This window comes from Arthrobacter sp. efr-133-TYG-118 (assembly GCF_030209755.1).
GTDB lineage: Bacteria > Actinomycetota > Actinomycetes > Actinomycetales > Micrococcaceae > Arthrobacter.
In genome coordinates, this window is the sequence record NZ_JARVRH010000010.1 from 323,961 (window position 1) to 349,306 (window position 25,346).

The 25,346-nt window shown below is 63.8% G+C and carries 12 protein-coding genes; all 12 read right to left on the reverse strand.

The annotated features are described in order from the left end of the window. The 12 genes from QRN59_RS10340 to QRN59_RS10390 all read right to left on the reverse strand — a co-directional run bounded on the left by QRN59_RS10340 (position 1) and on the right by QRN59_RS10390 (position 25,327). The gene (locus QRN59_RS10340) at positions 1 to 5,547 is read right to left on the reverse strand and encodes a hypothetical protein (RefSeq protein ID WP_284982423.1); all 5,547 of its coding nucleotides are present in this window, start codon (positions 5,545 to 5,547) and stop codon (positions 1 to 3) included. A gap of 184 nt (positions 5,548 to 5,731) precedes the next feature. After that, positions 5,732 to 10,870: a type IV secretory system conjugative DNA transfer family protein gene (locus tag QRN59_RS10345; RefSeq protein ID WP_284982424.1), complete on the reverse strand. Its 5,139-nt coding sequence runs from the start codon at positions 10,868 to 10,870 to the stop codon at positions 5,732 to 5,734. 132 nt (positions 10,871 to 11,002) lie between these two features. Continuing rightward, the gene (locus tag QRN59_RS10350; RefSeq protein ID WP_284982425.1) at positions 11,003 to 13,087 is read right to left on the reverse strand and encodes a coiled-coil domain-containing protein; all 2,085 of its coding nucleotides are present in this window, start codon (positions 13,085 to 13,087) and stop codon (positions 11,003 to 11,005) included. 157 nt (positions 13,088 to 13,244) lie between these two features. Continuing rightward, positions 13,245 to 17,276: an AAA family ATPase gene (locus tag QRN59_RS10355; protein ID WP_284982426.1), complete on the reverse strand. Its 4,032-nt coding sequence runs from the start codon at positions 17,274 to 17,276 to the stop codon at positions 13,245 to 13,247. Positions 17,277 to 17,419: 143 nt separating this feature from the next. Further along, positions 17,420 to 17,941: a hypothetical protein gene (locus QRN59_RS10360; protein WP_284982427.1), complete on the reverse strand. Its 522-nt coding sequence runs from the start codon at positions 17,939 to 17,941 to the stop codon at positions 17,420 to 17,422. 249 nt (positions 17,942 to 18,190) lie between these two features. Next, entirely contained in the window at positions 18,191 to 18,760 is a 570-nt protein-coding gene (locus QRN59_RS10365) for a hypothetical protein (protein ID WP_284982428.1), read from the reverse strand. Positions 18,761 to 18,915: 155 nt separating this feature from the next. Then, on the reverse strand, positions 18,916 to 21,213 hold the full coding sequence (mobL, locus tag QRN59_RS10370) for a relaxase MobL (protein WP_284982429.1): 2,298 nt from the start codon (positions 21,211 to 21,213) through the stop codon (positions 18,916 to 18,918). Next, entirely contained in the window at positions 21,210 to 22,013 is an 804-nt protein-coding gene (locus QRN59_RS24535) for an HNH endonuclease signature motif containing protein (RefSeq protein WP_350225228.1), read from the reverse strand. Before QRN59_RS24535 ends, mobL begins: the two co-directional genes overlap by 4 nt. Positions 22,014 to 22,122: 109 nt before the next feature. Then, the gene (locus QRN59_RS10375; RefSeq protein ID WP_284982430.1) at positions 22,123 to 23,115 is read right to left on the reverse strand and encodes a hypothetical protein; all 993 of its coding nucleotides are present in this window, start codon (positions 23,113 to 23,115) and stop codon (positions 22,123 to 22,125) included. A gap of 51 nt (positions 23,116 to 23,166) precedes the next feature. Next, the gene (locus tag QRN59_RS10380; RefSeq protein WP_284982431.1) at positions 23,167 to 23,541 is read right to left on the reverse strand and encodes a hypothetical protein; all 375 of its coding nucleotides are present in this window, start codon (positions 23,539 to 23,541) and stop codon (positions 23,167 to 23,169) included. 95 nt (positions 23,542 to 23,636) lie between these two features. Beyond that, positions 23,637 to 24,362, reverse strand: a complete 726-nt coding sequence (locus tag QRN59_RS10385; protein ID WP_284982432.1) for a hypothetical protein — start codon at positions 24,360 to 24,362, stop codon at positions 23,637 to 23,639. Next, the gene (locus QRN59_RS10390; RefSeq protein ID WP_284982433.1) at positions 24,359 to 25,327 is read right to left on the reverse strand and encodes a hypothetical protein; all 969 of its coding nucleotides are present in this window, start codon (positions 25,325 to 25,327) and stop codon (positions 24,359 to 24,361) included. Before QRN59_RS10390 ends, QRN59_RS10385 begins: the two co-directional genes overlap by 4 nt. Between the last annotated feature and the right edge of the window lie 19 nt (positions 25,328 to 25,346).

Genomic DNA, 25,346 nt, shown 5'->3' on the forward strand with positions numbered 1-25,346 from the left:
TCAGCTCCCCATCTCGTAGTCGGTGTCCGAGTCCGTGTTCACGGGCTCAATGTCGATCGACGGCCGGTACGTCTGCGCCGTCGTACGTGCCTGCCGCGTGGATCCCACAACGACTGCATGCTGCGACCGGCGGCGGTCGCCGCGGGCATGTGCACCGATGTGGCTCTCCGCCAAGACGTCCCGCTTGATCAGCGCGTCGGCGATGGCCTGCTCGGCGCTGTGCTCCTGGCTCATATCCAGCAGCTGCTCTGTCGAGAGTGCCCGCGCGCGGCGGGTCGGAGCCGAGCAGAATTGCTCGTTCTTCTCGCCGTCGTAGAGGTTCTCGTGGTTGTCCGCGGCGGTGATCAGGTCCTCCAGCGTGCCGCCGTAGGCCATTCGGTCCATCAGCGAACCCTGCAGCGACGTGTCGACCTCCAGGTTGCGCACACGTCCCGTCTTCGGATCGGCAAGAGCCTGGGCCACCCGCTCGACGTACTCGGGGTTGACCGTGACGTTGAAGCCGTCCTTCGCGTTGTAGAACTCGATGAACTGCGCCGCCCACTGCTCCTTCGTGGCCTGCACTGGCTCGCCATCCTCGAAGACCGGACGCCACTGGCCCGGGCCAAGGTGCTCGAGCAGACGCCCGCGCCACAGATCGCGACCTGGACCCTGGAGCATCTCGTACTTGTGTTTGGCCTCGCGCGCGTCATGCTTGGCCTGGAGGATGCTCTGGGTGACCGGGTAGGTCACCTCGAGCACGGCCTTGAGGTCCACGTTCCGCAACGCCCGGACGGCGCGCTGCGAGTACGAGCCGCCGAGACCGGTGCCGTGGGACTTGATCGCGGTGGCGAACATCGACGCCTCCTGGTCCTGCTGGTTGATTCCGGAACGGCCGCTGCGTCCGCCGAGGTAGCGGGCGTAGTCCATGAGCTTCTGCCGGTTGCCCTTGGCCCCGGTGACCACGCAGACGTCGCGCACACTGTTCAAGTGCGACTGCAGGTCGTCGAAACGCAGGGCCGTGCCGAACTCGTTCCGCTGCGCATCCCGGTAGATGGCACTCAGCTCTTCGGTGATCACCTCGCGACCTGTAGCAAGATCCTCGGGATCATCGACGAACCGCAGCCTGTTCGCCTCCCGAGTCGTGCTCGTCAAATCGGATGCAATCTCCGGGTTCTTCCATACGGCGACCTGCGTATCGAGCGAGACCTGCATGGCCAGCGGGTGCTCACCGTTCTTCACGACGCCCGTGTCCAGCAGGTTCGCCGGCACGGAGAGCTTCTCCATCGCTTCCTGCTTGGCCGCTTCGCTGTGCAGCTTCACGACCGCAACCGCGTCGCCGTCGAAGTCGCCGTCGAAGCACTGGTCCATGACCGGGTTGATCGCGACGCCCGTGAGCCGCTCGTCGATCGCCACGCGCATGTAGCGCAGGCCCGCGTCACGCAGCACGGGATCGCGCCAGATCAGTGCGTGGTCGCCTTCGGCGAGCCCCAGCTGTTCGGCCATGACAGGCGAGAGCGCCACCTGATCGATGTCCATACGTGGGTCCGCGGTCCACACAGCCGTGGCCGAGTCGGAGAGGCGCGAGCTCATGAGCCCGGACTTGAAGGCGTTGTGCTTGCCGGAGAACACGCGCTGCTCAAGGTCGGCCGTGATCGACTCGAACTTCCGCTGCGCATGGGACGCCGCCTTGCTCATCTCCTCGGTCAGCTCCTGGCGCACGCGCTGCGTCACCTGGCCGGCCGCGAGCTTCTCCTGCGCGGCGCGGTACCGGCAGGCCTGCTCATGGACGTCGAGGTAGCGGTTCGTGTAGTCGTGCGTGACCGAGCTGCCGTCCTCGAACTCCTGACCGGAGCGAAGATGCGAGGAGAGCACCGGCATCTTCCACGACGACGCCGTGACCTGCTCGGTCTGTTCGCCGGTGGGGTACTTCAGCGGGAACGGGATCTCCAGGTCGCCGCCCTTGTCTCCGATGAGCTGGCCGAAGGTCTTGCGCATCGTCGAGATGAGCACCACGCCCTTCTCGGTGCGCGCGAGCTCGGGCATCGGAAAGAAGCGGCGCTCGGGCCGCTCGTCGACGGCTTCATGGCTCAGACCCCTGTGGTCCTCGTCGCGGCCGACGACGCGCAGCGTGCCGTCCGATTCCATGTCGAGCCCGACACTGAGCATGAACTCGCGCAGGTTCGCCTCGGCTCCGCTGTTGTGACCGTAGAACTCACGCATGATCGCCGGGCAGTCCTGCGCACCCAGCGCCCAGGCCAGCTGGGAAGAAGCCTTCCGGCCCTTGCCGGAGAGCACCGCCTCGTCGTCGTAGACCTTCGTCTTTTCGTCGACAGCCATGTGCGTAACGATGAACTGCATCTGACCCCGCGAACCGGCATGCACGGCGCCATCGGGTGCCACGAGATCCGCGACCTCGCCGTTCATCAGCTCTCGTCCCGAACCGGCGTTGCGGCGCGAGATCAATGAGAACGGGCTCATCACCACGTCCATGCCGGGGTTGGCCTTGAACCAGGCGACCTCCTTCTCCAGATCCAGCGCCTCGGCCTCCGCAAGCGGCATGTCCCGGTAAACGACCAGCGACACGGCGCCCTTGTTGCCATGTAGGTCCGAGAGCTTGTCGCCGACCACGAGGGAGCGCAGCTCGCCGCCGGCACCGCGGATCTGATTCGCTTCGGCGAACTCGCGGCTGATGACGATCGGGTCGTCGGCAGTCCACCCGCCGAAGGTCATCATCGCCGTACCAGTGGGCGTCGTGATCTTGGAGGACTGCATGAGCGTCGAGGCCGTCATCTGCTGGCGGTCGAACGGGTCGTAACGCAGCGTCTCCAGCTCCGGCCTGTTCATCAGCGGTGCGCGTGCACCCGACAGAACAGCCGGGTCGCCCGGGACGATCCGGCCATCGGGGGAGACCTGGGCGTCCTCGGTGAGGTAGCGCACGATGCCCTGGTTGGTCGCTCCGCCGGTCATCACCGGATCGAAGTAGCCGGCAGGCGCGGCGATGCCGTTCTGGTCCGTGCCTGTGAGCACGGCCATGTTGCGGCCGCCGGTCAGCTTCCAGGCGTCAAAGTGGTTGTCGTCGGCGGCGTCTGCTTCGTTCTTGGTCGCCTGGTACTCGGCGTACACGGTCGAACCCTGCTTGATGCCGTTGCTGTACCGCACGCGCTTCGCCTCGGTCGCCAGGATCGACGCCGTCCACGAATCGAGCTGGCCCTCGGCATCCAGCGAACGCTCGATGAAGTCGAGCGGGTGCTTCGTGCCGTACAGCTGCGAGTACACGCGGTTCAGGCTCGAGCCCTCGCCGGCCTCGCTGCGGTTCGTCAGCAGGTCGTTGGCGATCTGGTACTCGATGCGCTCGGTCATCGCCTGCTCGTAGCCGCGCAGAAGCGTGCGCTCCTCGACAGTCTTCGTCTCGCCGGGCAGCTGGGCCGCGATGCGGGCCTCGTAGCCGGGCACGATGAGTCCGTTGTCGCCGCCGACGAAGCGCGTCACGATCTCGCCGTGCTCGCCGACATCAAAAACCTGACCGATCTGGCCGGTCACCTCTGAGGTCGAGCCGTTTCGGCGCATCTTCTCTGCCGTCCAGCGAAGGACGCCCTGGTCGTCGATGAGCACCTCCGTAGGCTCCGTGGCGTTGCGGGCCAGGCTGGCCCACACGGTCTCGCCGATCCGGCGGATGAACGGAGATTCGTGCGCGTCGATTGGCGTCGCCGTCTGCTCGTCGAAGCGAACCAGGCGGTCCTTGAAACGGTCGGTCTGGAAGCCGACGCCTATCATCTCGCTCGGATCGATCTCGGCACGGCGCAGAGCCGCTGCCAGATCGTCGAGGTTCGACCACTGCCCCTTGGCGCTGGTCATGAAGCGGGCAACGCGCATCGGATCGAAGCGCTGGTCCAGCATTTCGTCACCGACAACACGGATCTCCGGCTCCCAGGTGCCCACGAGCTCATCGAGCACTTCGTCCGCGTGGGCGCGCACCGTCTCTTCCGGCGTGCCGCCGTAGACGAGATTGCCGGAATCGAGCGACTCGCTGCCGTCACCGACCTGGAGCTCGCCGATCATCCCGAGGCGCTCCTCGTACATCTCCTGCGTCGCGCCGGGCCGCAGCAGGTGAGCGCGCTGTCCGACGAGCACGTCCCAATAGGATCGCTGGATCGCGGCAGCCTCGGGGTCGCTGGAGAGCGCGGGGATCTCGAATTCGACGATGTTCAGGCCTTCGGCACGCTGCTCCTCGAACGAGGCGATGAGACCGTCGACGTCGAGCGAGGCCGCGAGATTCTCACGCGCCGTCCGCACGGCCGTGGCCATGTACTCCTCCGCTGCCGCCCGACCGCCCTCGGTGGGGTTGTAGAACTCCGGAATCGTGCGCTCCTTGCCTTCGCGGCGGAGCATCACCAGTGAACCCTCGCGCGGGCGCTCACCGGGCACTCGATACTCCCTTACGGCGAACATCGAGTCCTTCGCGCCGTGGTAGTTGTCTTCGACCTCCGTGGGCTCGAGCGGGCTCTTGGCCGTAGCCCGGATCATTTCCGTGTGTGTCGGGCCGAGTGTCCCGACAGGCAGTTCAGGCCGGTCCTGCCGTGCAACAGCCTGACCCTGCGCAAAGCGCAGGAGATCCACGGCCTCGGCGGGCGTGGGGGAGTAGACCGCCGCGTCCTTACCGACCTTGTGGTTCGTGGAGTACCGCACGATCGCGCCGTTGTCGTAGATCATCGCGCCGGCGTAGTCCTCGCGCTCACGCGGCTCGGTGAGGCGGATCTCCATTCCGGTGCTGACGATCCGGGCCTTGAGCTGGCCGGGGTTCCGGTCGCGCAGCACCTCGTAGTCGAGGCCCTGGGCCTGCAGCTCACGCAGCATCGCCAGGGAACGTTCGAGTGCTGCCGTGGACATGAAGCGGTTTCGGTCAATCCGGTTGGTACGCGGGTCGCGGCCTCCGTCGATCGCCCACTTGCGAACCTGCTCGTACTCCTTGAGGCTCATCGAATCGCGCAACGCGGTGAGGCCGGAGGCGTCCTCGTCGGTCATCGCCGGTCCAGCCTCGACCATCTGGCCCTCGGCGTCGACGACCCACAGCATCATCTGCCCGTGGTCGACATCGGCGGCACGGCTCGTCTCGCCGTCGAGGATCTCGTTGATCGTCTGATCCGGGAGATACGCCAGCGACGTGCCGATGTTCTTGACCGTCGCTCGCTGCGACCACTCCGGGTCGTAGGGGCTGATCGGCAGAGCCGCAGCACCCTTGGCATGCTCACCCAGGCCGACCTCACGCATGAACTGCGACTGCAGTCGCTGGAAGAGCGGATCCGCGGTGGCGTGCTCCGTAAACACAGCCTCGGCGCTCGCTACCGACTCCTGGATCGAATCATCCAGCGCGGTCAACAGAGCGGTGACGCCCAGCCGGTGGTCAGCCACCGACATCCCCTCCTCGGAAAGACGCTCATCCATCCGCTGGCGGATCCACTTGGCCTGGGAGATCGGGATGACCTGCCCCGTCTGCTCGCGCGCCTGTCGAATGGCCTCGTACGTGACGTACTCGTAGAAGTAACGTCGCAGGCCGTTTCCCTTTTTCATCTATCTATCGCCTCCATTGGAGTGATCGGATCATAACTGTCATATAGATCCTATTCGACCATTCCGAATGCGACAATAAATAGAGATCAATGCGAGTAGAAAAGCTTTCGAATCGTAGTCGGACCCTCCCGATACAGCAGCACCCGTGATCGATCCGGTCACGGGTGCTGTCGTTCCTGCCCGATCAGGCGTCGCGGAGCATCTCCTGGGCCATCGCGCGGTCGAACGCGCCGTCAGCCAGGTGCTCCCATGTCGGCAGCGAGGCCAGGAATTTGTAGAAGTTCGCCGAGATTTCCACCGTCGCCAGCGCCTGCAGGCCTTCGGCGTTCAGCTCCTCGTCGGCGTACACTCGCGAAGCGTCATCCTCCGCCGCCGCGTTCAGCTTCGCCGCGGCCTCCGCGAACGAGGCCGAACGCGTGGGCGTGATGTACGCATACGCACCGTCCGCGCTGCGCAGCGAGCCGTCGCCCCCTACCGAGAAGTTGTCCCGGTCCTGATGCAGCTCCGTCAGTGCCGCCTTGTACGCCTCGGTGATCTGGATGTCCAGGCTCTTGATCTTCGCCGCACCCGACGGCGAGATGAGCATGTCCTGGCTGATCGTGCCCTCGGCGTAGATCTTCCGTGCCTGCTGAGCGGCCAGCGCACCCTTTTCGGCGACCGCCGCAGCGACCTCCACGTTCTCCACGACCTGGTCCTCGTCGAACATCATCGCCGAGGCGAAGTCATCGGAATCCACCTCGATCGGTGCATGCGGGTCCCTACCCTCCTTCACGTTCGCCAGCATGTGCACGATCTCCATGACCGCGTCCGCGTAGGTGTCGGGGTCCAAACGCGCGATGTCGACATCCTTGTAGCCATAGCTCTCCTGATAGATGGTCTTGGCGTTGGCCGCGTGCACCGACTGCCCCAGCCGCTTGTAGAACATCTTCTGGAAGTCCGGCTGGTTCATCCGTACGTCGAACTCCATCGCCGAGCTCAGCGTCGGGATCGTCTGCAGCGAGTAGTCGTTGCCCGGGTGGATCATCTTGGCGTCGGTGCGCAGCAGCTTGTACGACATCGGCAGGATCGTCTCGTTCCTGTTCCAGACCGGTGCGTCGCCGGCACGGAAGACGATGCTGTTGCGCTCGGGGATGAACGCCATGTTGTTGTACTTGATCAGAGGCTCTTCTACGGTGCTCTTCGTGTACGAGACCCGCCCCTCCGTCCGGCCTCCGATCATCTTGTCCAGGTCCTGGCTGATCTGCTTCGAGTCGATGTAGGACACATGCGTCTTTCCCGACATCTTCTCCAGCGTCTCGATCATCGAATCGTCGGTGCTCTTCAGGAACACGATGTTCGAGGTGTTGTGCGTCGGCATGAAATCGTTGACGAGGTAAAGATGCCGCTCGTCCGCGACCCTGATGCACTGCACCTCGTCTTCACGTACGTACTCGACCGAGACCACACGGTTGAAGCCACGAGTGCGGTCGCGCCAGCGCGCGGCCTTGCGGGGCAACCAAAACGGGTTGATCTGCGGAAGCCGGATGTTCTGCACCCGGTATGCCGGCCGCGCCTGCTTGAGCTCCGCCTGGTTCGGCGAGGTGTAGAACACCTTGTCCTTGACGTTGACTGCGACCCGACCACCGAGCGAACGGATGAGCGTCTGCACGCATATCGCAAGCTCCTGACTGGCCGAGGAGAATTCCATCTCGCCGTTGGCGCTGATCGTGCCGTCGGTGTCCATCAAGCCTCGCAGCAGATCGGTACGCTGCTCGACCGAGCCGTAGAGGTACTGATCGGGGATCAGCTTCTCCCAGGCCCGCTTACCTGCCACGCCGAGCTCACGCATCTCCCTGCGAATGCCGTTGATCACGTACTTCGGGCAACGACCCTCGTCGATCTTCCGCGGCACGACTGCGTAGCCGCGGCGCCTAACCTCCTCGACGACTTCGGGATCGGCGCTGTAGAAGAACACCCCACCCTCTGCGTTGATGTACCCGTCGCCCAGAATGGCACCCAGGACGTAAGGGTCAACCGGCAGCTCCGCCGCCGGGTAGAAGACCGGCTCGATAACGATCAGATCGACCTGTCGACCCTTGTCGACGCGGGCTTTGAGCTCCTCAGTGCTAATAATCTCCTCGACGCGCTCCATCGTCGCCCCATCAGGTCCGGCCCCGACATACAGGCGCTTCCCGTTCTCGCCCCTGCCGCCGAGGTACCTGATGCTTGACTTCCATCGCGCCACCGGCCACAGGTGATCGGGGCAAGCCTCGGCTGACGAACCGTCCCGCAGAGTCAACCGAAAGACCGGCCGGACCTTGACGGCGTACTTGTCTGTTACCGTGGTCACTGAGCCGAACGGGGTAAGGAGCTCGTCTCCCACCTCGATTTCGCCCATCGTCGTCCAGCCAGTAGGTGTCGCGATCTTCGTATGGAGCGGGACACAATTCCCCTGCACAATTTTGTCGACGCTCTCACCATAGACGTCGCGCAACTGCTGGAGCGTCTGCAGGATGAGAGTGAACTGCTGCTCCTGGCCGAGGCCGATCGAGAGCATTGTCTCGAAGCCGGAGATGCCCTTGCCCTCCGACTGCAGGTTTCCCAGTTCGTCGAGCATGTACCGGGTCCTGTACAGCGGCTTCTGGTTGCTCTTCGTCATGTAGGACTGGTCGAACGAGACATCGACGAGTTGCTTGACGAGGATGAGCACCAGCTTGGCGTACTGCATCAGGTGCGGAGGTGTCACCAGAAACACTGCCTTGGGTGACTCGCTGTAGCGGACCATCGTCTGCGTGATCGCACGTAGCTCGCTCGTGACGCGTTCGGGCGCACCGCCGGCAGAGAGGTCGAGGCGCTCTTCCTTGTACGTCGTGTCACCGGGCTTGTACCCGGTGATCGCGCCGTCCCGCTTGCGGCCATCTCGCACCGGACGTAGCTCTCGCAGCACGCCGTTCTTCACGATCTTCTTGCCGGTGACCGGCTCGATGACGTAGTGCCGGCCGTTGAGCGAGAGCTGGTAGCTCTTCTGGAAGTGGAAGTAGAACGTACGCACGAGCATCTTGGTCTGCGGGTTGATAAGCTCCAGCTTGAGCCAGGCTTCGTCCGTGGGGAACTTCCCCTTGAAGTTGTAGCGTGCCCAGCCCTCTCGGCCCACGATCTCCTCGTGGTCGAAGTCCTCGCCCAGGTTCTCCTGGAACATCGGATCGCCGTACGCTGACCACACAGCCTGCTTGCCGATGAGGTGATCGCGCTTGACGTAGTTGTTCGCCAGACGCACGCCCAGGCGACGAGGGAACGACAGACCGGCAAGGTCTGTGTTCTGCGACGGCTTGCCCGAGGTGAGCGTCGAGATCGTCGGGTCGGTGAAGAAGCTCATGCCGGTGATGGCGATGCCGTAGACGCTCGCCAGCATCTTCTCGGCTCCGGCCATCGACCGAAGGGCGTTGTGCGCGTTGCCGATGAGCGTGCGCATGCTGTTCATCGGCAGGGCCTCGGTCGCGTTGAAGTAGAGCGTGAGCATATCCTGCTCGGCCTTGCCCTCCCACAGGAACGCCTGGCGCTGCGCCTCCGCCTGAGCCTCCTCGAGCTCTTCCTCCCGGTCCTCGAACTCGCCGGCCTTGACCTTCTTCTCCAGCTCGGCCTCGGGGTTCTTGACCTTCTTCGAGCTCAGCTGCACGAACATCTGGTACGAGTTGTAGAGCGTGACCTTGCCCCACATGTCATCGAGCTTCTGCTCGTGCGTCGCGGGGTCCATCTTGGTCTCCGCTGCGCGCTTGCGCAGTTCGCGCTCTTCCTCCATGTAGAAGTCGATGAGGCCGTAGAGGATGCGCTTGAACGCATTCGACGCCGCATTGGGCCACACCGGATCCTCGCCGCCGTCGGTCGGGAAGAAGACCTCCGCAATGTTGCCGACGTACAGCGCGGCCTTGGTCATATCGCCCTCGCGCGCCTTGTCGGCAGCAAGGCCCAAGGGGTTGTAGATGTCGGTCTTCATGCTGTTGATGAGGTTGAACTGGACCGGCTCGAATCCGCGCTTGACCAGCGGAATGTAGTTGTTGACGAGCAGCTCGCCCTTGGGGTCGTTGACGACCATGTTGGAGGGCTTCTTCTCCCGCGACCAGATGTCGATCATCGGCTCGATGTAGGTCTGCCCCTTTCCGCCTCGCGTGATCGCCAGGACCATCGTGTTCGCCGGCGCGGTGTCCACGATGTACGCGCCGCCCGGACGTTGGATCTCGTAATCCGGGAACGTCCAGTCGTTCTTGATGAGGTCGGCCACCGTGCCGTAGCCCTTGCCCGGGCCTTTGAGCTTGTCGCGGTTCGCGTTCCCCGGGTTGTAGGGGATCTGCGTCGTGTCCCAGCACTTTCGCAGCGTCTTGTCATCGGGGACGCCCGACGCCTCGAACAGCGCATCGCCGAAGGCCTCATCGATGATCGGCTGCAGATCCGAGAGGATCTTGCCGTCGTCGTCGACCATCGCCTCGCCCTTGTAGTAGACGACGTTGCCGTCCTGGTCGATGATGTCTGCTTCAGCCCGGCGGGACACCTCGACATTCTGCAGCCCCTTCCGCTTCAGCATCATGTGGCTGATCATCGAGCTGACCTGCACGTCCGAGTGCGCGCCGGCGTCCGGGAACCAGTCGAACTTGCGCTGGATCTCCTCGGGCAGCGCGATGTGCTGATCGTCGTCGTGGAAGTTGATGTCGGAGTCGTCGTGCATGAGGTTCGCGGTGTCGACCCGCTTCGCGGACCACGCACTGATCACGACACCGACCAGCAGGCCCAGGCCCACGGTGAGGAACATCTTGAAGGGCGTGACGTCGGTAAGCTGCGCCCCCAGGCTCGTGGTGTTCGCGGCGTGGGCAGCCTTCGTGCCAGGATTGCCGGCCTCACCCTGCGAAGCGCGCTTTGCCGTGTACCAGTCGGGGACAGGTACGTTCGCTATCTCCGGGTAGCACGTCCCCTCGGGCTGTCCGTTCGAGGCGAGCTGCTGGTAGCACTTCTCGACCGCGCCACCCTCGACCGTCCTTGTCGACTCCAGGTAGTACTGCTTCGGGCCGGCGCTCCCTCCGGTGCCTGCGCCGTTGATCGCCCCGGTCAGCCCCATCAGGGCCATGGCGATCACCGAGTACAGGACCCAGGCGAGGAGCGTGACGACCGCGCCGACGACGATGCCCATGACCAGGCCAGGCGTCTTGGACTTCTTCATCTGCCGGACGCCGCGGTCCAGCTGCTGTGAGCCGTGCACGTCCCGATTCGTCAGCGTCTGCCCGGCATCCCGAGCCGAGATCTTGTCCCAGCTGCTTGCCGAGGGTCGCCGCGCCTTCCGCTTCTCTCGCGCCATGGTGCGCTCCTTCGTTCGTCTTTCCGGTTAAGCAGACGACGACGGTGCCCGGGGAACGGCTCGCGTGTCCGCCGCGCACCGTCGTCGCTGTGTGCTGTGTGTTCGCCCGCCGCCGTGACGACGGGCTGTTGATCAGAGGAGGAGCGCCCCGGCGATGAAGCCGGCACCAAGCATGACCAGCCCGATCGCGATCATCAGCGTGGTCAGCAGCTTGTTCTGCCGGCCCTGCATCTGGTTCGACCGCTCCAGATCGTTGATGTACGCCTGGCGGTCGGCCTGCAGGTCATTGACCCGGTCGTCGTACTGCTTCTTGAACGACTCGCCCATGTGGTCCATCTGCGCAAGCAGATCGGTCACGCGGCTGGTCTGCGACGCCGTCTTCTCCTTCTCCAGATTCAGGTTGTGCTGCCACTCCTCGTCACGGACCCGCATCTGCTCGATCGTGGCCTGGCGAGTCTTCTCAAACTCGTCCTCGGTGCGGCGCAGGCGGTCGGTGTGCTCGGTGCGCAGACGCTCGACGATCTTCGAGTGCTCCTGCTCGAGGGCCGCGACCCGGTCGAAGCGTGACTGCTCCTCGGCCAAGGCGTCGGCGCGGCTGATGTCGCTCTTACGGTTCTCGTCGATGATGCGCTGGATCTCGCTCGTCAGCTCCACGAGCAGTGCCCGCTCGGCCGCGAGGTTCTCCTGCTGGCGCTCTGCGAGCACCGTGAAGATGCGGGTCGTGCCGATGGCCATGCGGCGCTCGGCATCCTTGCGGCGCAGCCCGAGGATTTCCTGCTGCGTGTGGGCGTAGTCGTTCTCGATCTTCGCGTCGATCGCGGCAACGGCTTCGAGCTGCTCACGCTGGATCTTGGCCCTGTTCCGCTCGCGGTATTGGACTTCTGCTTGGGTTGCCGCCTGCTGCCCGATCTGGGCAATGGCCGCCTCGAACGCTTTGGCGATCTCGGCCTGAGCCTGCCGAGCGGTCTCGTCCTTTCCGCTCAGCGCCTCGCGGTACTCGGCCTTCGCTCCGGTGGTCAGCTCCTTGTAAACGCTGCCCTCACGGTCGATCGCCACGTCGCGCATGACCTGCTCGGCATGCAAGCTCATGAGGTTGACGAACTCGGTCTGCAGCTCAGCCTCGCCGTCCGCGTGCAGCTTCGCCAGCTGCGCGTTCGCCTGGCGGGTGAGCTGGGCGATCTGATCGCCGAGCCAAGAGCTCGCACCGTCCGGGACCGCGATCTGCACCGTCGGCGCGGCCACCCCGAACGAGGTGGCGAACTCGTCGAGACGCACCTCCAGGTCGAGATCCTCGGTGAGGAAGCGCCGGGCGATGGTGCTGCGCACCTGCTCCTGATCGGCCACGGGCTCGTCGTCGACCGGTATGTTCTCCATGGACCCCTGAGAGGCGTAACCGTCGTATTCGTCCTCGTCGTCGAAGATCACCGCGTGCTCGTGCTGGGTGTCCTCGTCTTCGATTTCGGCATCGGTGTGCTCCTCGAACGCCGGAGCTTCAGCCTCCTCGTCTGCGGTCTCGCCGAACGCATCGCCGAACGCCGGCTCCTCGTCGAAGTCGACGTCCGCATCGGAGGCACCCTCGAAGAGGGGATCACCCTCGTCCCCGGCGTCCGGAGCAACCTTGGTCTTCGCCAGCTCCGCATCTCCCTCAGCCGTCGGCTCGTCGTCGGTCTCACCGCTGTGTGCCGCCCATGCCTCGCGGCCGACGGCGTCCTTGAGAACGATCGAGCCCGTGGAGACGCCGAGCGCCATCGCGAACGTGGCGTCTGCGACCAGATCGACCTGCAGGCCGTTCTGGTTCTGGTAGACGACCGCCCAGCTGTAGAGCGGCGTCTTACCGTCAGCGGCCGTCGGGGCGGTCAGCAGCGAGTACTCCTCCATGCGCGCGAGGGTCTCGGTCGTCGGGATGATTCCGAAGACCTCCTCGGAAAGCATGTCGGCGGTTGCCAGCGTGCAGATCGAGTCTGCCTCGATGAGCTCGATGAGCGAGCCCTTGGCCTCATCACGACCCTGCTTGCGGCTCAGTCCGCCGATTCGCTCGGCGGCGAGCACCAGGATGGCCCAGGCGGTGCCGCTGGGGAAGACGAACGGTGCGTTGCTGCGCAGCAGCTCAACGGCCGCGGGGACCGCCGTCTCACGCACGACCGATGCCAGGAGTTCATCCGGCTTCTTCTGCCGCTCCTTTTTCTCAGTCTTCTTCGGTGCTGTCAGAATGCTCATGCCTGTCGATCCCTTCGGTTGTGAGTCACGATTCGCCTCGTTTATCAGAATAGTCTGCCGCACCTATCGAAGGCAACAATCCAATGGGCTATCGAATGAGCAAAGACCCCCAGTCGAATCAGGCGGCTGGGGGTCTCCTCGGCTCGGCTCACTGGCATCACTGCATCGCGAAAACCACGACATGTGCATCGGAAGTCCGCAGATCCTTCCGGTCGCTGACCATCTCGCCTTCGATGTCGATTCCGATCCGACGCTCTGCCGGGAACTGGTTGATGAAGGTCGCAACCTCCGTGGTGACCTCGCTGGTCAGCCTGGCCACAGCCGCACGCGCACCGCCGGCATCGGAGTCCGTGTCGCCGCGGTCCTCGATCAGGTACTGCAGCACGCGGGGATTGATTGTCACGCGTACGTTGTGCTTCACATGCACTTCCTGCACCAGCTCGCGCAGCTTGTTCTTCACGATCTGCTGCTGCGTCGCCAGCGAAAGGGGCTGGAACGGGACGATCGCGTCAATTCGGCCCAAGAGCTCGGGCGGGAAGCGATTGTCCGCCTGCGTCTTCGTGATCGAGCGCCGAATCAGCTTCTCGTACTCCATGAGCTCCTTGCCCGAGCCGGTGTCATCGGGGGCGTAGTCTGCGATCGTCTTGTAGACCTCAGAGGCCGCGTTCGTGGTGAGCACAATGTACGTATTGAGAAAGCTCACCTGCCGGTTGTTGTCGTCCGTCAGGCGGCCGTCGTCGAGCACCTGCAGCAGGAGCCTCGTCACCATCGCCGACGCCTTCTCGACCTCGTCGATCAGCACGACCGCATGTGACCGGTCCCACACCCGCTTGGTCAGCTCCGAGCGGAACAGCTGCAGCGAGGAGTCCTCGGCAAACTCGGACATGTCGAAGCAGATCAGGTGGCGCTGGTCGTCGCCGAACAGGATGCGAGCGAGCTGCTTGGTCAGCTCGGTGTTGTGTGTGACGACGAACTGGCCGGCTTGGTAGAGGTGCTCGTCGTCGGCCACGTAGATGCACGACGAACTCTCCTGTCGATCGAGCATCTCAATCGACGTGATGCCGACCATGTCGAACTTCTTCACCCGTTCACGGCCCGAGGTCTCGAGCACCGCCCGCTCGCTGATCCCGCACTTACGCGGGAGGTCGAAGAACTGGGCCTTGTCCTCATTGCCGACCTTCACGTGCACGTCGTACTCGACCATAACGCGGCCGTCATCCCTCGTGCGCTCCCAAGCGTTCAGCGAACTCGACATTCCGAGCGAGAACAGCACCTCCCGCACGTCCTCGGCCAGCCCCTTGGAAAAGGTCGAGTACGACACGTTGAACCGGTCATTGGATCCGTCGATCGTGCCATCGGTGTCGAACAGGCCGCGCACCAGCTCCCAGCGCTGCTTGACCGACGCGTGCTTGTAGATCTCGGGAATCCGACGATCGGCGGAGTGTGAACCGATTAGCTCCGGCACGGAGGCCAGCACATCCTTGGTCTGGTGCAGCGCGTCGCCGCGGCCGTTGCGGTGCTGCCAGCCAGCGGGAAAGTGCCAGCTGTAGCCGCCGTCGCTCTTCTTCGGCTCGGACCCCAGCCATTCGCCGACCGTCCACACGGTCTGATCAGCATCTTCGACATCGGAGGAGAGCGTCAGCTGCGACTGCGTCAGGCACCCGTTGCCGATGAGCACGCCGAGGACGTACGGATCGACGTCCAAGTCCTGGTCCGGCCAGTCGACGGCCTCGTTCGCCGGGATGAAGAACTTCAGGTGCTCGCGAGAGTCGCCCGGGTACGTGCGCACAACGCCGCGCTCGAGCATCTCCAGTGTCGTCAGCGTCATCGGGGTGACGTCCTTGCCCGCATGCTTCTTCGAGCGCTGCTTTGCCGTGTAGACCGTCCACTGGTGCGGGCCACCGACATCGAGGGTCCGGCCGTCCCACAGTGTGATCCGGTAGACGTCCTGCACGCCCTGGGGGAAGTGACCAAGAACCTCGACCGGACGGCCGTGGCGACCGAACACGAAGTCACCCGGAACAAGGTCCCCATGCCGCTTCCAGGCGACCGAGCGGTCCCACGAATAGACCGGGACCCGCGTCGAATCCACGCAAAATTTGCCAACGCCGGTCGACCCGGTGAACAGCAGGCTGGCCATCGGCCGACCCGGGTTCTGCAGATCGGCCACCGAAAGCTGCAGGCGGCGGGCCACGGCTCTCGTAGCCAGATCCTGGCTGAGCACCTTCGCATCAAGCTGCTGTTTGATCTTCGCACCGTCGACCTTGAAGGAGACGTTGACATTGAGCGACTCCTGGAGCACGTCGGCGAGCAGGTCGCGATTCATCGACCGCCCCCGGCGGTGCCAGCCGACCATCGCGTTGAGCACCAGGATCGACTTTCGCGGCTGCGAGCTCGCCGGCATGTAGCGCTCGGTGTACTCGTAGATCTGACGGAAGAGATGGTCGTCGACGAACTGTTCGGCCACGCCGTAGCGCTCGGCCACACCCTGCAGGATCGTGATCGTCGTCTCCCGGCCCGGCTGGGCGAGGCTGATGCGCTGAAGACGCTCGACCAATGGCTGATTCGGCGCGACATGCATGTGGAATTCGTCGTAGGTCGTCGCAGCGATCACCCGGATACCCCTGGTGCCCGACGCTGCCAGCACCGGCTTGATCGCCTCGACAGCGGCATCCGAAAGCTGCACGATCTGGTGGAACTCGTCGATGAACAGCACCAGCTCGTGTGCTTCCTGCTTGACGTACCGCTCCGCCTCGTCGAAGAAGCCCTTGAGCGTCGCCGCCATGAGATTGCTGTCGCCGGCCTCGGAGATCATGCGCGCAGGGTCTACCTCAAGATAGAGCCGCTTATGGTCCTCGAGCATCGTGGCCTGGACCAGGGCGGTATTGTGCGTGACGATGTGCTCGCGCCCGGCCTGATAAAGATGCGACTCGCCATTGACCATGATGCAGGTCATCTCGGCGTCGTACCCGAGGTCCTCGATCCAGTCGATCGCCACGTCACCGTAGTCGCGCTCGAATTTCCGATCGCTGCGCATGTGCTTCTCGATCTTGTCAATGTGCCGCTGCAGCCAGAACACCTCGTGCTTGCGACCGTCCTCGATCTTCAGCCGCACGGTGTACTCCGTGTTGAAGGACTCGCCCCCCTTCACGGTGCGGCCAACCTTCGCTTTGCGGTGGACCACGTTCAGCGTCGTCTTGATACCGAGGCTGTACAGCAGTTCGCGGACGTCCTCGACCAGACCCTCATTGCTGGTCGCAAACGTGCAGCGCAACCGGCCGTCCGCCGAGACGTTGCCGTCGGTATCCATGAGCCCGCGGACGAGCTCAAAGCGCTGTTCGATCGACGCCAGCAGGTATGCCTTCGGGATCCGGCGAGTCAGGCTCGAACGGCCGAAGACGAGAGTCAGCTCGTCGTCGAGACCCTGAAGCTCGCGCATCTGAATAAACTTCGTCGCATGACCATCGGGTGTTGCGCGGAGGAACTTCCAGTTGTAATTCCCCTTCTGCTGTTCGACGCCGACAGCACCAATCAGCGATGCCACGCGCTCAACCAGATCGCGATCCGACGACGAGATCGTCAGCGCATCCTCCAGCAACGAGCCGTCGCCAATGAGAGCACCGAGCGCATACGGATCAACTGGAAGGGCCGTCCTAGGACGCCACACGGCCTCGTTGCAGGGCACATACCACTGACGAGTGCCCGTGTCGCGCACTCGCATGCCGAGCGGGTCGTCCAGGATCTCCCGGACGGACTTCGTGTCGAACGGCTTGTTCGCATGATGCTGCGAGAACCTGCGGACGTTCCAGAGGTGTTCGTCGCTGCAATCCAGCGAGGTCCCATCGGTGAAATGCATGCGGAACACAGGCAGCGAACCCTGGGGGAACACTCCTGTGACCGTGACGGGCCACCCCTTCTCGTCGAAGACTTGGTCCCCAATCTGAATGTCGCCCATCTTCACGAAGCCGCGCGCGTCCGCCACCGGAATCAGTGTGTCGTTCGTATTTGCTTTGCCCGAACCGGATTCCGCGAGCAGAAGGATATTCGACAGCTCGGGTCGCTCCATGCCCGCCAGCATCTGCTGGATCTCACGCTCGCGGCCGACGATCTCGCGTTCCGCCGGCTTCAGCGGTTCGGACAGTCGCGACAGTAGGGGGTAGTTCTCATTCGGTCGGGCATCTGCGAACATCCGTGATCGCTCCTTCGTTCCATTCAAGCTCCATTCGAAGATCAGTCGAATCCTATCACGATAGACGTATGGGACTGCTGGAGAATAAGCGCTTGAAAGGCCCTGGGTAGTGAACCGCGGGATCTTTCGAATCGTCGCTCTGCTCATTCGAACTGAGGAGAGTCGCAGCTCTGCCTCTCCTCCTCGTACTGAAAAGGGCATGATGTCCTTGCAGACGACTTCGGGGGAGCGGAGCTTCCTGCCGATGCCGTGCCGAACCGTGCCTCGGCTGCCGCGAACGGGTTCGATGACTGCTCATCCTCGACGATCTCCGCTTCGATGACCCCGGCGTCCGCAGTGACCTTCGTATCCGCTTCCCGCACGACACCGACCACCCCGCCCGCGATGCCGCCGACAACCGGGCCGAGCCTCGGAGTGGCCTTGGCGATCTGCGCACCGGTCCGGACACCCTCGACAGCCGCCTGGCTGAGCCGGCCGAATGCGGAGATCTCCTGTGCCGTCGGTGCCCGGACCTTCTTCCGCGCCTTCGGCTCATCGGAACCTTGGGCCAGGAGCGCCTGGCGGGGGAGAGGACGGCGCGGCGCTCTTCGGCCCGTCCGCAGCCCTGAGACCGGCCTGGCTCGAGACGCTCGCCGGAGTCGGCGCACCACAGTAGATGCCGTCATCGGTCCGGGGCACGGCCTTCGAGCGCACGGTGGAGGCAGATGCGCCACCGATCACCCGGCCCGTGCCCCTGATGCCATACAGCCTCCCGGCCTTGAGCTCCGTATCCAGGAGGTAGCTCGTGAGATCTGCCATGATTCTGCTCTTCTCTGTCTTGTCTGGCGGTGATGGGGAAGCAGAAAGGCCCCCGGATCGCAATCCGGCGGCCTTTCATGAGGCGTGCTGTGCTCTGCCGTTCAGCCCTGTGCGGACTAGCCGACGCCGAGCTCCTCGTCCTCGAAGAGCGGCACGTCGGTGCTCTGCTCGGGGGCCTCCGCCTGTGCCTCGGCGTCAGGAGCCTCCTTGGCCTGGGAAGCCTTCGCGGCGTCAGCGGCCTCCTTGGCTGCCTTCATGGACTCGAACTGGTTGTCGAGCGTCTGGCCGTCGACCTTGAAGTCGGACTGCTCGAGGGACTTGGTGTTGAGCACCAGGCCGTTGCCCTTGGTCGACGGCATCACGTTGGCCTTGACGGCATAGATGCGGCCGATCTCCGCGCCATCCTTGTTCGTGATGGGCTCGAAGTTCGGGCCTGCGGCCTTGACGATCTCCTCGAACTGACCGGTGCTGTAGGCCGCGCCGTTGTTGTAGCGGGTCTTGCCGTCCTTGTCGGTCACCCGCTGGGAGGTCAGGTGCAGGTTGGTTTGCGCAGGACCGCGCTGGTCACGGGCGTCGATCTGTGCGTCGACGAAGCGGAACTTGCCGTCCTTGGTCACGCCGTTGTCGTAGACCTTCGCGAGAAGGTTGACGCCGGTCATCGAACCCGGACCCCGAAGCTGTGCCATGATCTGTCTCCTTAATTTCGTTGCCCGACTCGAGTGACGAGTCGGTACTGATCTGTCACATCCGCTTCAGTGTCATTCGACTCATCCGCGAATGATCCAAAGGCTAATACTGAATAAAGCTGAATGCAACTCTGAATGATGAATCGAATGGCGTGTCAGTCGCCCGCAGGACTCGACCCGACTCCGTACAGTTCGCGGTTTGCCTCGTAATCGAACGAACTCGTAGCCTCGATCGCCGCCTGGTCGATCCGCCCCTGCAACCGAACCGCGAGTCCGGCATCCAGGGACGTCACGGCGTGTCGTCGGGTCTTCTCGATCTCCTGCTGGGCACGAAGCTCTGCGAACCGGCTCGGAAGAAGGCCGGCCCCTGTCTCGGCTGCATCACGAGCCAGCTTTGCTGCCAGCTTCGTCATGCTCGCCACGTCGTCCACCGGAAGTCCGGCGATGGCCTCGGCCTGTCCGGATTCGTCCAGATAGGTCATCGCTCCGATGAGCAGCCGTCGACGGTGCTGCGCTTCAAGAGCGAACGTCCGACGAGCCTTGCCACCGATCTCGGCGTCCGAGAAGAAGTCGTAGCCCAGATGATGCAGGTCCAGGGCCTTCACCTCATCGAAGTCGTACGCCGCGCCCTTCTCGATCCGGGTCGCCAGAGGTGAGAGCGCCTCAGCAGCCGCTGCCGGCACGTTCTGCCCGCGCTTCCCGGTGTTGGTCGCCACAGGCAGCAACACCAGTCCCGACGCTGCCAGATCCGCACGCAGATCATCCAGCTGCGCGTCGTAAGAGCGGCGCATCGCCGCAATGCGATGATCGAGCACCGCCCGGCCCCCTGCGCCTTCGGTGAGCAGTCGTCCGCCTGGCTGGCCGTAGATCTCCCGGCCCAGACGTTCTGCATCCTCACCCTCCTTCATGCGCTGGAGGGAGACGTCCTGGCGAAGGCTCATCAGCGACAGCAGGCGCTGCCCATATTCGGAGACCTGCTTGTGCTGCTCGTACCAGGCGTGCTCGTCGCCGACGAACGGCAGGAAGTGCTGGTACTTCGCCATCAGCCGGCGCTGGTACTCCTCCTCGAACCGATAGAAGTCGTAGAGGGGTCGCGAGTCCTCCACCGCCACGCCGGCGGCATCGGCCTTCTCCCACTGCCGGATGAGGTCCCGGTATGCCGCCGCACGCTCCCGGTGATGATCCAGCCGCGAAGCGTAACTGCGCAGCCGGAATCCGAACGACACCAGATCGTTGTCCGTCTCCTGCCTGGCAGCATCCTGCCGATCGTGCGCCAGCGCCGCCATCTGCTCATAGTCCATCCCCATGACCTCGAGCATGGGAGTGCGGATCCTCAGCTCGTCCGGCGGCAGCGCGCGCACCAGCTGGTAGACGCCGTTCACGGCACGTTCAATGATCTGGGCTCGTCCGGCATCGACCAGACGCTGCCAGGCATCCGTGGTCAGAGACTCCTTCGCCCGCCGCTCGTTCGCGTAGTCAACGATCTTCTCCATGGCCGCTGGCATGGGCGATCCTGCGCGGCCGAGCTGCTCGGTTACGAGCTCCGTGACGATCTCATTGGCCTTGCGCATCCGCATGTCGTTGGTGCCGGCACGCCAGAGCCTGCGGTCCGGGGGCAGGCATGCGAGCAGAAACTGGGGGAGTGACTCTGCGCGCATCCGCTCGTGAGCCCAGCGCTTGATGAAGGTCGTGACGTTTCGCCGCTCGTAGCCGACGGCGCTGGAGAGATGGGCCACCGCTTGCTTCTCGTCGAGCCAGGCGTCGACGCCCCGACGCAGCCGGGACTTGTGCCGGTCCAGGAGCTTGCCCTTCTGCTGCCCATTGGGCATGAGACGACCGGTTCCTGCATCATAGCCAGCTATATGCGCATGTACATGCTCAGTATCGACCTGCAGAGTCGCCACATACCTGAAGTCGTCGAAGCCGCTTGCCCCCGAGCTCATCCGGTTCAGGCCGTGCATAATCGCCATGCGTAGCTTCATCTGATCGATATGCCCGCGATAGTCGCCTCGATTCTCACAGCGGAAGTCCGCATCGACGATGCCATGCTTCTTCAGATACTCCTCGTCGAAGGAAAGTACCGTCTTGAAGACTGTTTTGCCGCTTTCAAAACCCATCTGAATGTCCTTGGACGCCGCCCTGAGCTGCTCGTCCGAAAGCGAGACCGAACCATACCCAAACGCCACACCACCCTCACCCTGCGCCTGCTTCATCGCATTTTTTGCCCCTGACCGAGTGACACCTGGACGTTCGACCGCGATCTCGCGCGCCATGTACCTCAGAATGAAGTCGTCCGTGCGAAGACGCTGGATCGGTGCGAGGCTTTCAACGGCATCCGCTCGTGCCATGTAACGCTCGACGTAAGCGCCTGGCGTTCCTCCGCGAGAACCCTTACCGCCCGGCTGTGGCACGCTGAATTCGTTGACGATTACCACTGATGCTCGAAGATTCATGACGTACCCGTTTCTGTGAAAGGCTTGCCTTTCCTCCGAACATAAGATCGACGTTCGTTCCTCGGCCGTCGATTTGTGCGACGCTGACTCTCTTGACCCCACCTGCGAAATTCAGGATCCTCTCGCGAACGACGAAGCCGCTCCTTGATGCAAACCTGACAGTGGCGAGATCCCGCCTTCGAGACGTATGTGTTCTCGTCGTCGTACAAGTGTCCCTGCGGACAATGCGTCTTCCTGCGATTCGCCGAGCCGTAGACGCCGAACGGGACTGCACGCTCAACATTCACAGCCTGGGTCGCGGGCTCAAGATGCCCCGGGTTCACGCAGTTGTGCACCCGGCAAAGATGATCGAGCACAAGATTCTCCGGAACCGGGCCATTCACTGACTCCCAGGACCAGCGATGCGCGCCAATGACTCCGTCGCCCGAGTTGAAGGTCCCATAGCCCTGCTTATTGCAGGCCTTCGTCCAGAACCAGCAGTCGTCCGGCCCGGCACGGTCGACCTTCACCCAGAATCGGACGGCAGGATCAACTTTCTTACATTTTTCTGCACTTAGTTCCAGATGCCGTGGATTCACACAAGAACTGTTTTCGCAAATCTGGATGACGAACATGCCCCGCTCGATTGGGCCGTGGTGCAAGAACCACGAGTAGCGATGCGCCAGGTTCTCCTCTGGCGCAGTAAATGAACCGAAACCACCAGGGATCTTCGCCGCAGTCCAGAGCCAACAGGCGTCATTGCCCCCGGACGTGTCGACCTTCACCCAGAAGCGCTCTTCAATTGTTGACCTCGCACCCATATCCGTCGCTCCTGTTCCGCTAATCCGATAAAGACCGCGGCCCCGACGGTGGGACCATCCACGCGCCGGGGCCGCTGTTTTCGTGTGCTTCCGCTGGGTTTGCTATGGCTCAGCGGTGGTGCGCGAGCTCGGTGTCGTCGTGCTCCAGGTCGGCAGCACGGTGCTCAACTTTGCGCTTCAGCTGGTCGTACGTCGGCCGTGCCGGCGGGGCGGTCAAGGCGACCTCGTCGTCGAAGAATAGGTCCTCCGACTCGTAGGCTTCTGCGACCGGCTCGTCCACCGTCTCCAGGGCACTGGCAACCCGCTCACGGTAGGTGTTCTCCGGGGTGCCCTCCTGTGCAGCACGCTCCAGACGAAGTTGCTCCTCCTCGGCGGCCAGTTCGGCAGCGACGGCCTGCAGGCGCGCACTCATGTCGTCCTGTGCTTCCGGCTCTCCCTGCTCGGCCGAAACGACGCTGGTCGCTTCCTGCGTGTGCTCGAAGTCGGCGTCGTCGAACAGGGTGGCCATCTCACCCGAACGCTGGCGCAGGCTCTGTCCCTCGACCACCCGGGGCTCCACATGCGGTGCGCCATCGGTCGAGAAGTCCGCGAAGTATTCGGCAAGGTCGTAGCCGGAGGACTCCATGTCGACGTCGAGACTGCCAAGGTCATGGACCTTGACGAACACCACAGGAACATCCGGGGCACTCTCGGTGCTGCGCGCCGGATCACCGGCCGGGGCCAGCACGATCGCGTCCATCGTGGCCGGCAGCTCCCATTCGATGCCGACAACCTGTTCGGGCACCGTGAAGCCGGGGGAGAAGTACCCCCGCTTCGCCAGCAACGCCAGCTGCTTGTTGTCGAACTCGTAGAACACATCCACCGTCTCGCCGCCCCCGGTGGGGAAGGTCAGCGCATCGACGCCATAAGGCAGTCGCCGATGCGGTCGCACGCCGCGCAGCTCGCCGTTCAGGTGCAGATACGGCCTGAAGTTCTGCTCGGGTCCGTGGTGCGCCAGTTCCATCGTCTCGACGAACACGACGATGTCCGCCTGCTCATTCTCGATGCGCGTGGTCTCAACGCCTCGCTCGCGCAACACGCGGTGTGCCCACACATCGGTCATCGCCAATCCTGCGATTCGCATATCGGTTTCGCTTTCTCTCTTCTTGGTCGGTTACTTGCCGTTGGTCCTCCGGGCTACGCGGTGCTCGCGGATCGAGGCGATCCGGCGGCTGCCCGCGCGCCACAGCCAGCGCATCAGAGCGATCTCAGCAACCGCGAGCAGCGTCACGACGAAAAGGAGCGGGACGATCCACAGCGCCACAGTGCCGCTGGTCGTCAGCTCGTTCTGTGCGGCACCCGAGGCCTGATGCAGGTAGAGCCCGATCATCGGGATGATGCAGACGGCGGTCACCATGACCAGCAGGTAGTCGACGACCAAAGTCGCTGCCCGGATCACGATCGCCCACACCACCACCGGCAAGCCGGCCTTGGGCCCCTCGGCCGCCGCCGATCCTAAGCTCCGCTTCGGATACGTCTGCTGCGTCATTCCCGACCTTCTTTCCGCCCTATCAGGATTCAACTCGAATAAGAGGATAATCGTATCAGTTGACGAGTCGGAAGGGCAGTCGAATAACTATTTAATCATCCCGACTGCCGGGTCTCGCCTGACGCCGGGAAGCCGATCATCTGCGTCAGCCTGCCGGTGACATCGGTCGTCACGAGGATCAGCACGCGCCTCGTCGCAGTCGGTTTCGGCATCGGGTTGCCCTGGGCGTCGATCGCCGCGGGTCCGTTCGAGCCCACCACGGTGTCGGCCATGACCGCATATCGGTAGTTCGTCGCCGACACCTCGACTACCTCGATGTCGACGTTGCTGCCGAGCTTCGAGTTCAGGCCGATCGCGTCCAAGTAGTAGTAGCGCTTGCCCGACCGGTCCTGGTTGAACTGCGCCGGCGGCATGAAGGACTGCAGGAAGGCGTCCTCCTCGGTGAGGTCGAAGCGGCTCTTGAGCGTCGCCCGGGCCGTCTCGTAGGCATTTCCGGAGTTCCACCTGAACGCCATTGCCAGCAGCTGCTGGATTTCCACCGTGTCCTTCTTCACGCGAGAATCGCTCACGCCCAGCGCCCGGGAAGCGTTCTGGGCAGTCGTCTGCTCGATCTTCGCCTGTCGGCTGGCGGCGTCCTGCCGAAGCTGTGTGATCTGCGCAGTCTGTGATGCGACTGCCTGCGACTGGTCCGCTGCGCTGATCCCCGCCAGGCATCCGCCGACAGCCACCATGGCACCGAGCACCAGCACCCAGCGATTCCTCGACGAGAAGCCCTGCTTCTGGGTCTGCTCCGGCGTTTCGATCATCTCGGCCATCGTCATTCCCCCTTCCCTGTTCCGGTCAGCTCCGGCAGGAGCTCCGCCTTCGCCGCATCGGTCATCGACAGATGCTCGGCACCCTTGGCCGTGGTCACGACATCGAGCTGGCTGAACGTCCCGGTCTTGTTGGTGTAAGTCGCACTGGCCCAGGCGAGCACGGTGCTGTCCTGCTGCGCGCACGCCCACACGACGCGCACAGTGCCGGGTGCGTCGAGCTTGGGCATCACCGACTTGACGTTCCATGCGTACGTCTTCGGATCCGATGCCTTGAGCCCGTCGAAGCGGACGTACCAGGGAAACCGCGGATCGATCTGATCGCGCGAGAAGTAGGGGACCGTGGTCCAGACGTAGGCGAGCTTGGGATCGACAACGAACGACGCCGTATCCCAGGCCGCGGCCAGATCCTTGCGATGCTGGACCGCGGCCAGCGACTCGGCACTCGGTGTGCCGTTACCGCTGCTCTTCGCATTGTTCATCGCGGCGTACAGAACTGCATAGCCCTGCTGTCCTTCGGCGACCCTGGTCGCTGCCTCCGAGGCGCGTGTAGTGAGCGCGGCGATCGCCGCTGCGTCGATCGGCTTCGCGCTCTGCTGTTCTTGCGCCTGCCCGGCCGCGGCCTGCAGCTGGGCGATCTCGGCGGCGTTCTTCGCGCTCTGCTGATCGAAAGCACTGGTCGCGAGGCTGTTGAACACCGCCATGCCAACCAGTGCACAACCGAGACCCATACCGATGACCCGACGTGCCGATCGGCTCTTCATCCCGGGCGTATGCGCGGCCTTTTTCTCCCGCCTTGCCGTGGTCCAGCCGTCGAACTTCGCCTCGAGGACCGCGCCCTCCACAGGAGCCTTCAGCTCCGGCTTTTGGAAGTTCCAGCGCTTCTTCTTCGCAGGCCCCGTTGCCGCGTCCTTGTCCGTGCCGACATCGGCCCGGAAAGAACGCTGCTCGAGCTCAGTCGTTTCTTCCGTCATGTTCTTCCTCGTTCGGTCT

Coding starts and splice junctions, on each gene's coding strand:
- QRN59_RS10340 (WP_284982423.1), bottom strand. CDS start 5,547: ATGAAAAAGGGAAACGGCCTGCGACGTTACTTCTACGAGTACGTCACG.
- QRN59_RS10345 (WP_284982424.1), bottom strand. CDS start 10,870: ATGGCGCGAGAGAAGCGGAAGGCGCGGCGACCCTCGGCAAGCAGCTGG.
- QRN59_RS10350 (WP_284982425.1), bottom strand. CDS start 13,087: ATGAGCATTCTGACAGCACCGAAGAAGACTGAGAAAAAGGAGCGGCAG.
- QRN59_RS10355 (WP_284982426.1), bottom strand. CDS start 17,276: ATGTTCGCAGATGCCCGACCGAATGAGAACTACCCCCTACTGTCGCGA.
- QRN59_RS10360 (WP_284982427.1), bottom strand. CDS start 17,941: ATGACGGCATCTACTGTGGTGCGCCGACTCCGGCGAGCGTCTCGAGCC.
- QRN59_RS10365 (WP_284982428.1), bottom strand. CDS start 18,760: ATGGCACAGCTTCGGGGTCCGGGTTCGATGACCGGCGTCAACCTTCTC.
- mobL (WP_284982429.1), bottom strand. CDS start 21,213: ATGAATCTTCGAGCATCAGTGGTAATCGTCAACGAATTCAGCGTGCCA.
- QRN59_RS24535 (WP_350225228.1), bottom strand. CDS start 22,013: ATGGGTGCGAGGTCAACAATTGAAGAGCGCTTCTGGGTGAAGGTCGAC.
- QRN59_RS10375 (WP_284982430.1), bottom strand. CDS start 23,115: ATGACCGATGTGTGGGCACACCGCGTGTTGCGCGAGCGAGGCGTTGAG.
- QRN59_RS10380 (WP_284982431.1), bottom strand. CDS start 23,541: ATGACGCAGCAGACGTATCCGAAGCGGAGCTTAGGATCGGCGGCGGCC.
- QRN59_RS10385 (WP_284982432.1), bottom strand. CDS start 24,362: ATGACGATGGCCGAGATGATCGAAACGCCGGAGCAGACCCAGAAGCAG.
- QRN59_RS10390 (WP_284982433.1), bottom strand. CDS start 25,327: ATGACGGAAGAAACGACTGAGCTCGAGCAGCGTTCTTTCCGGGCCGAT.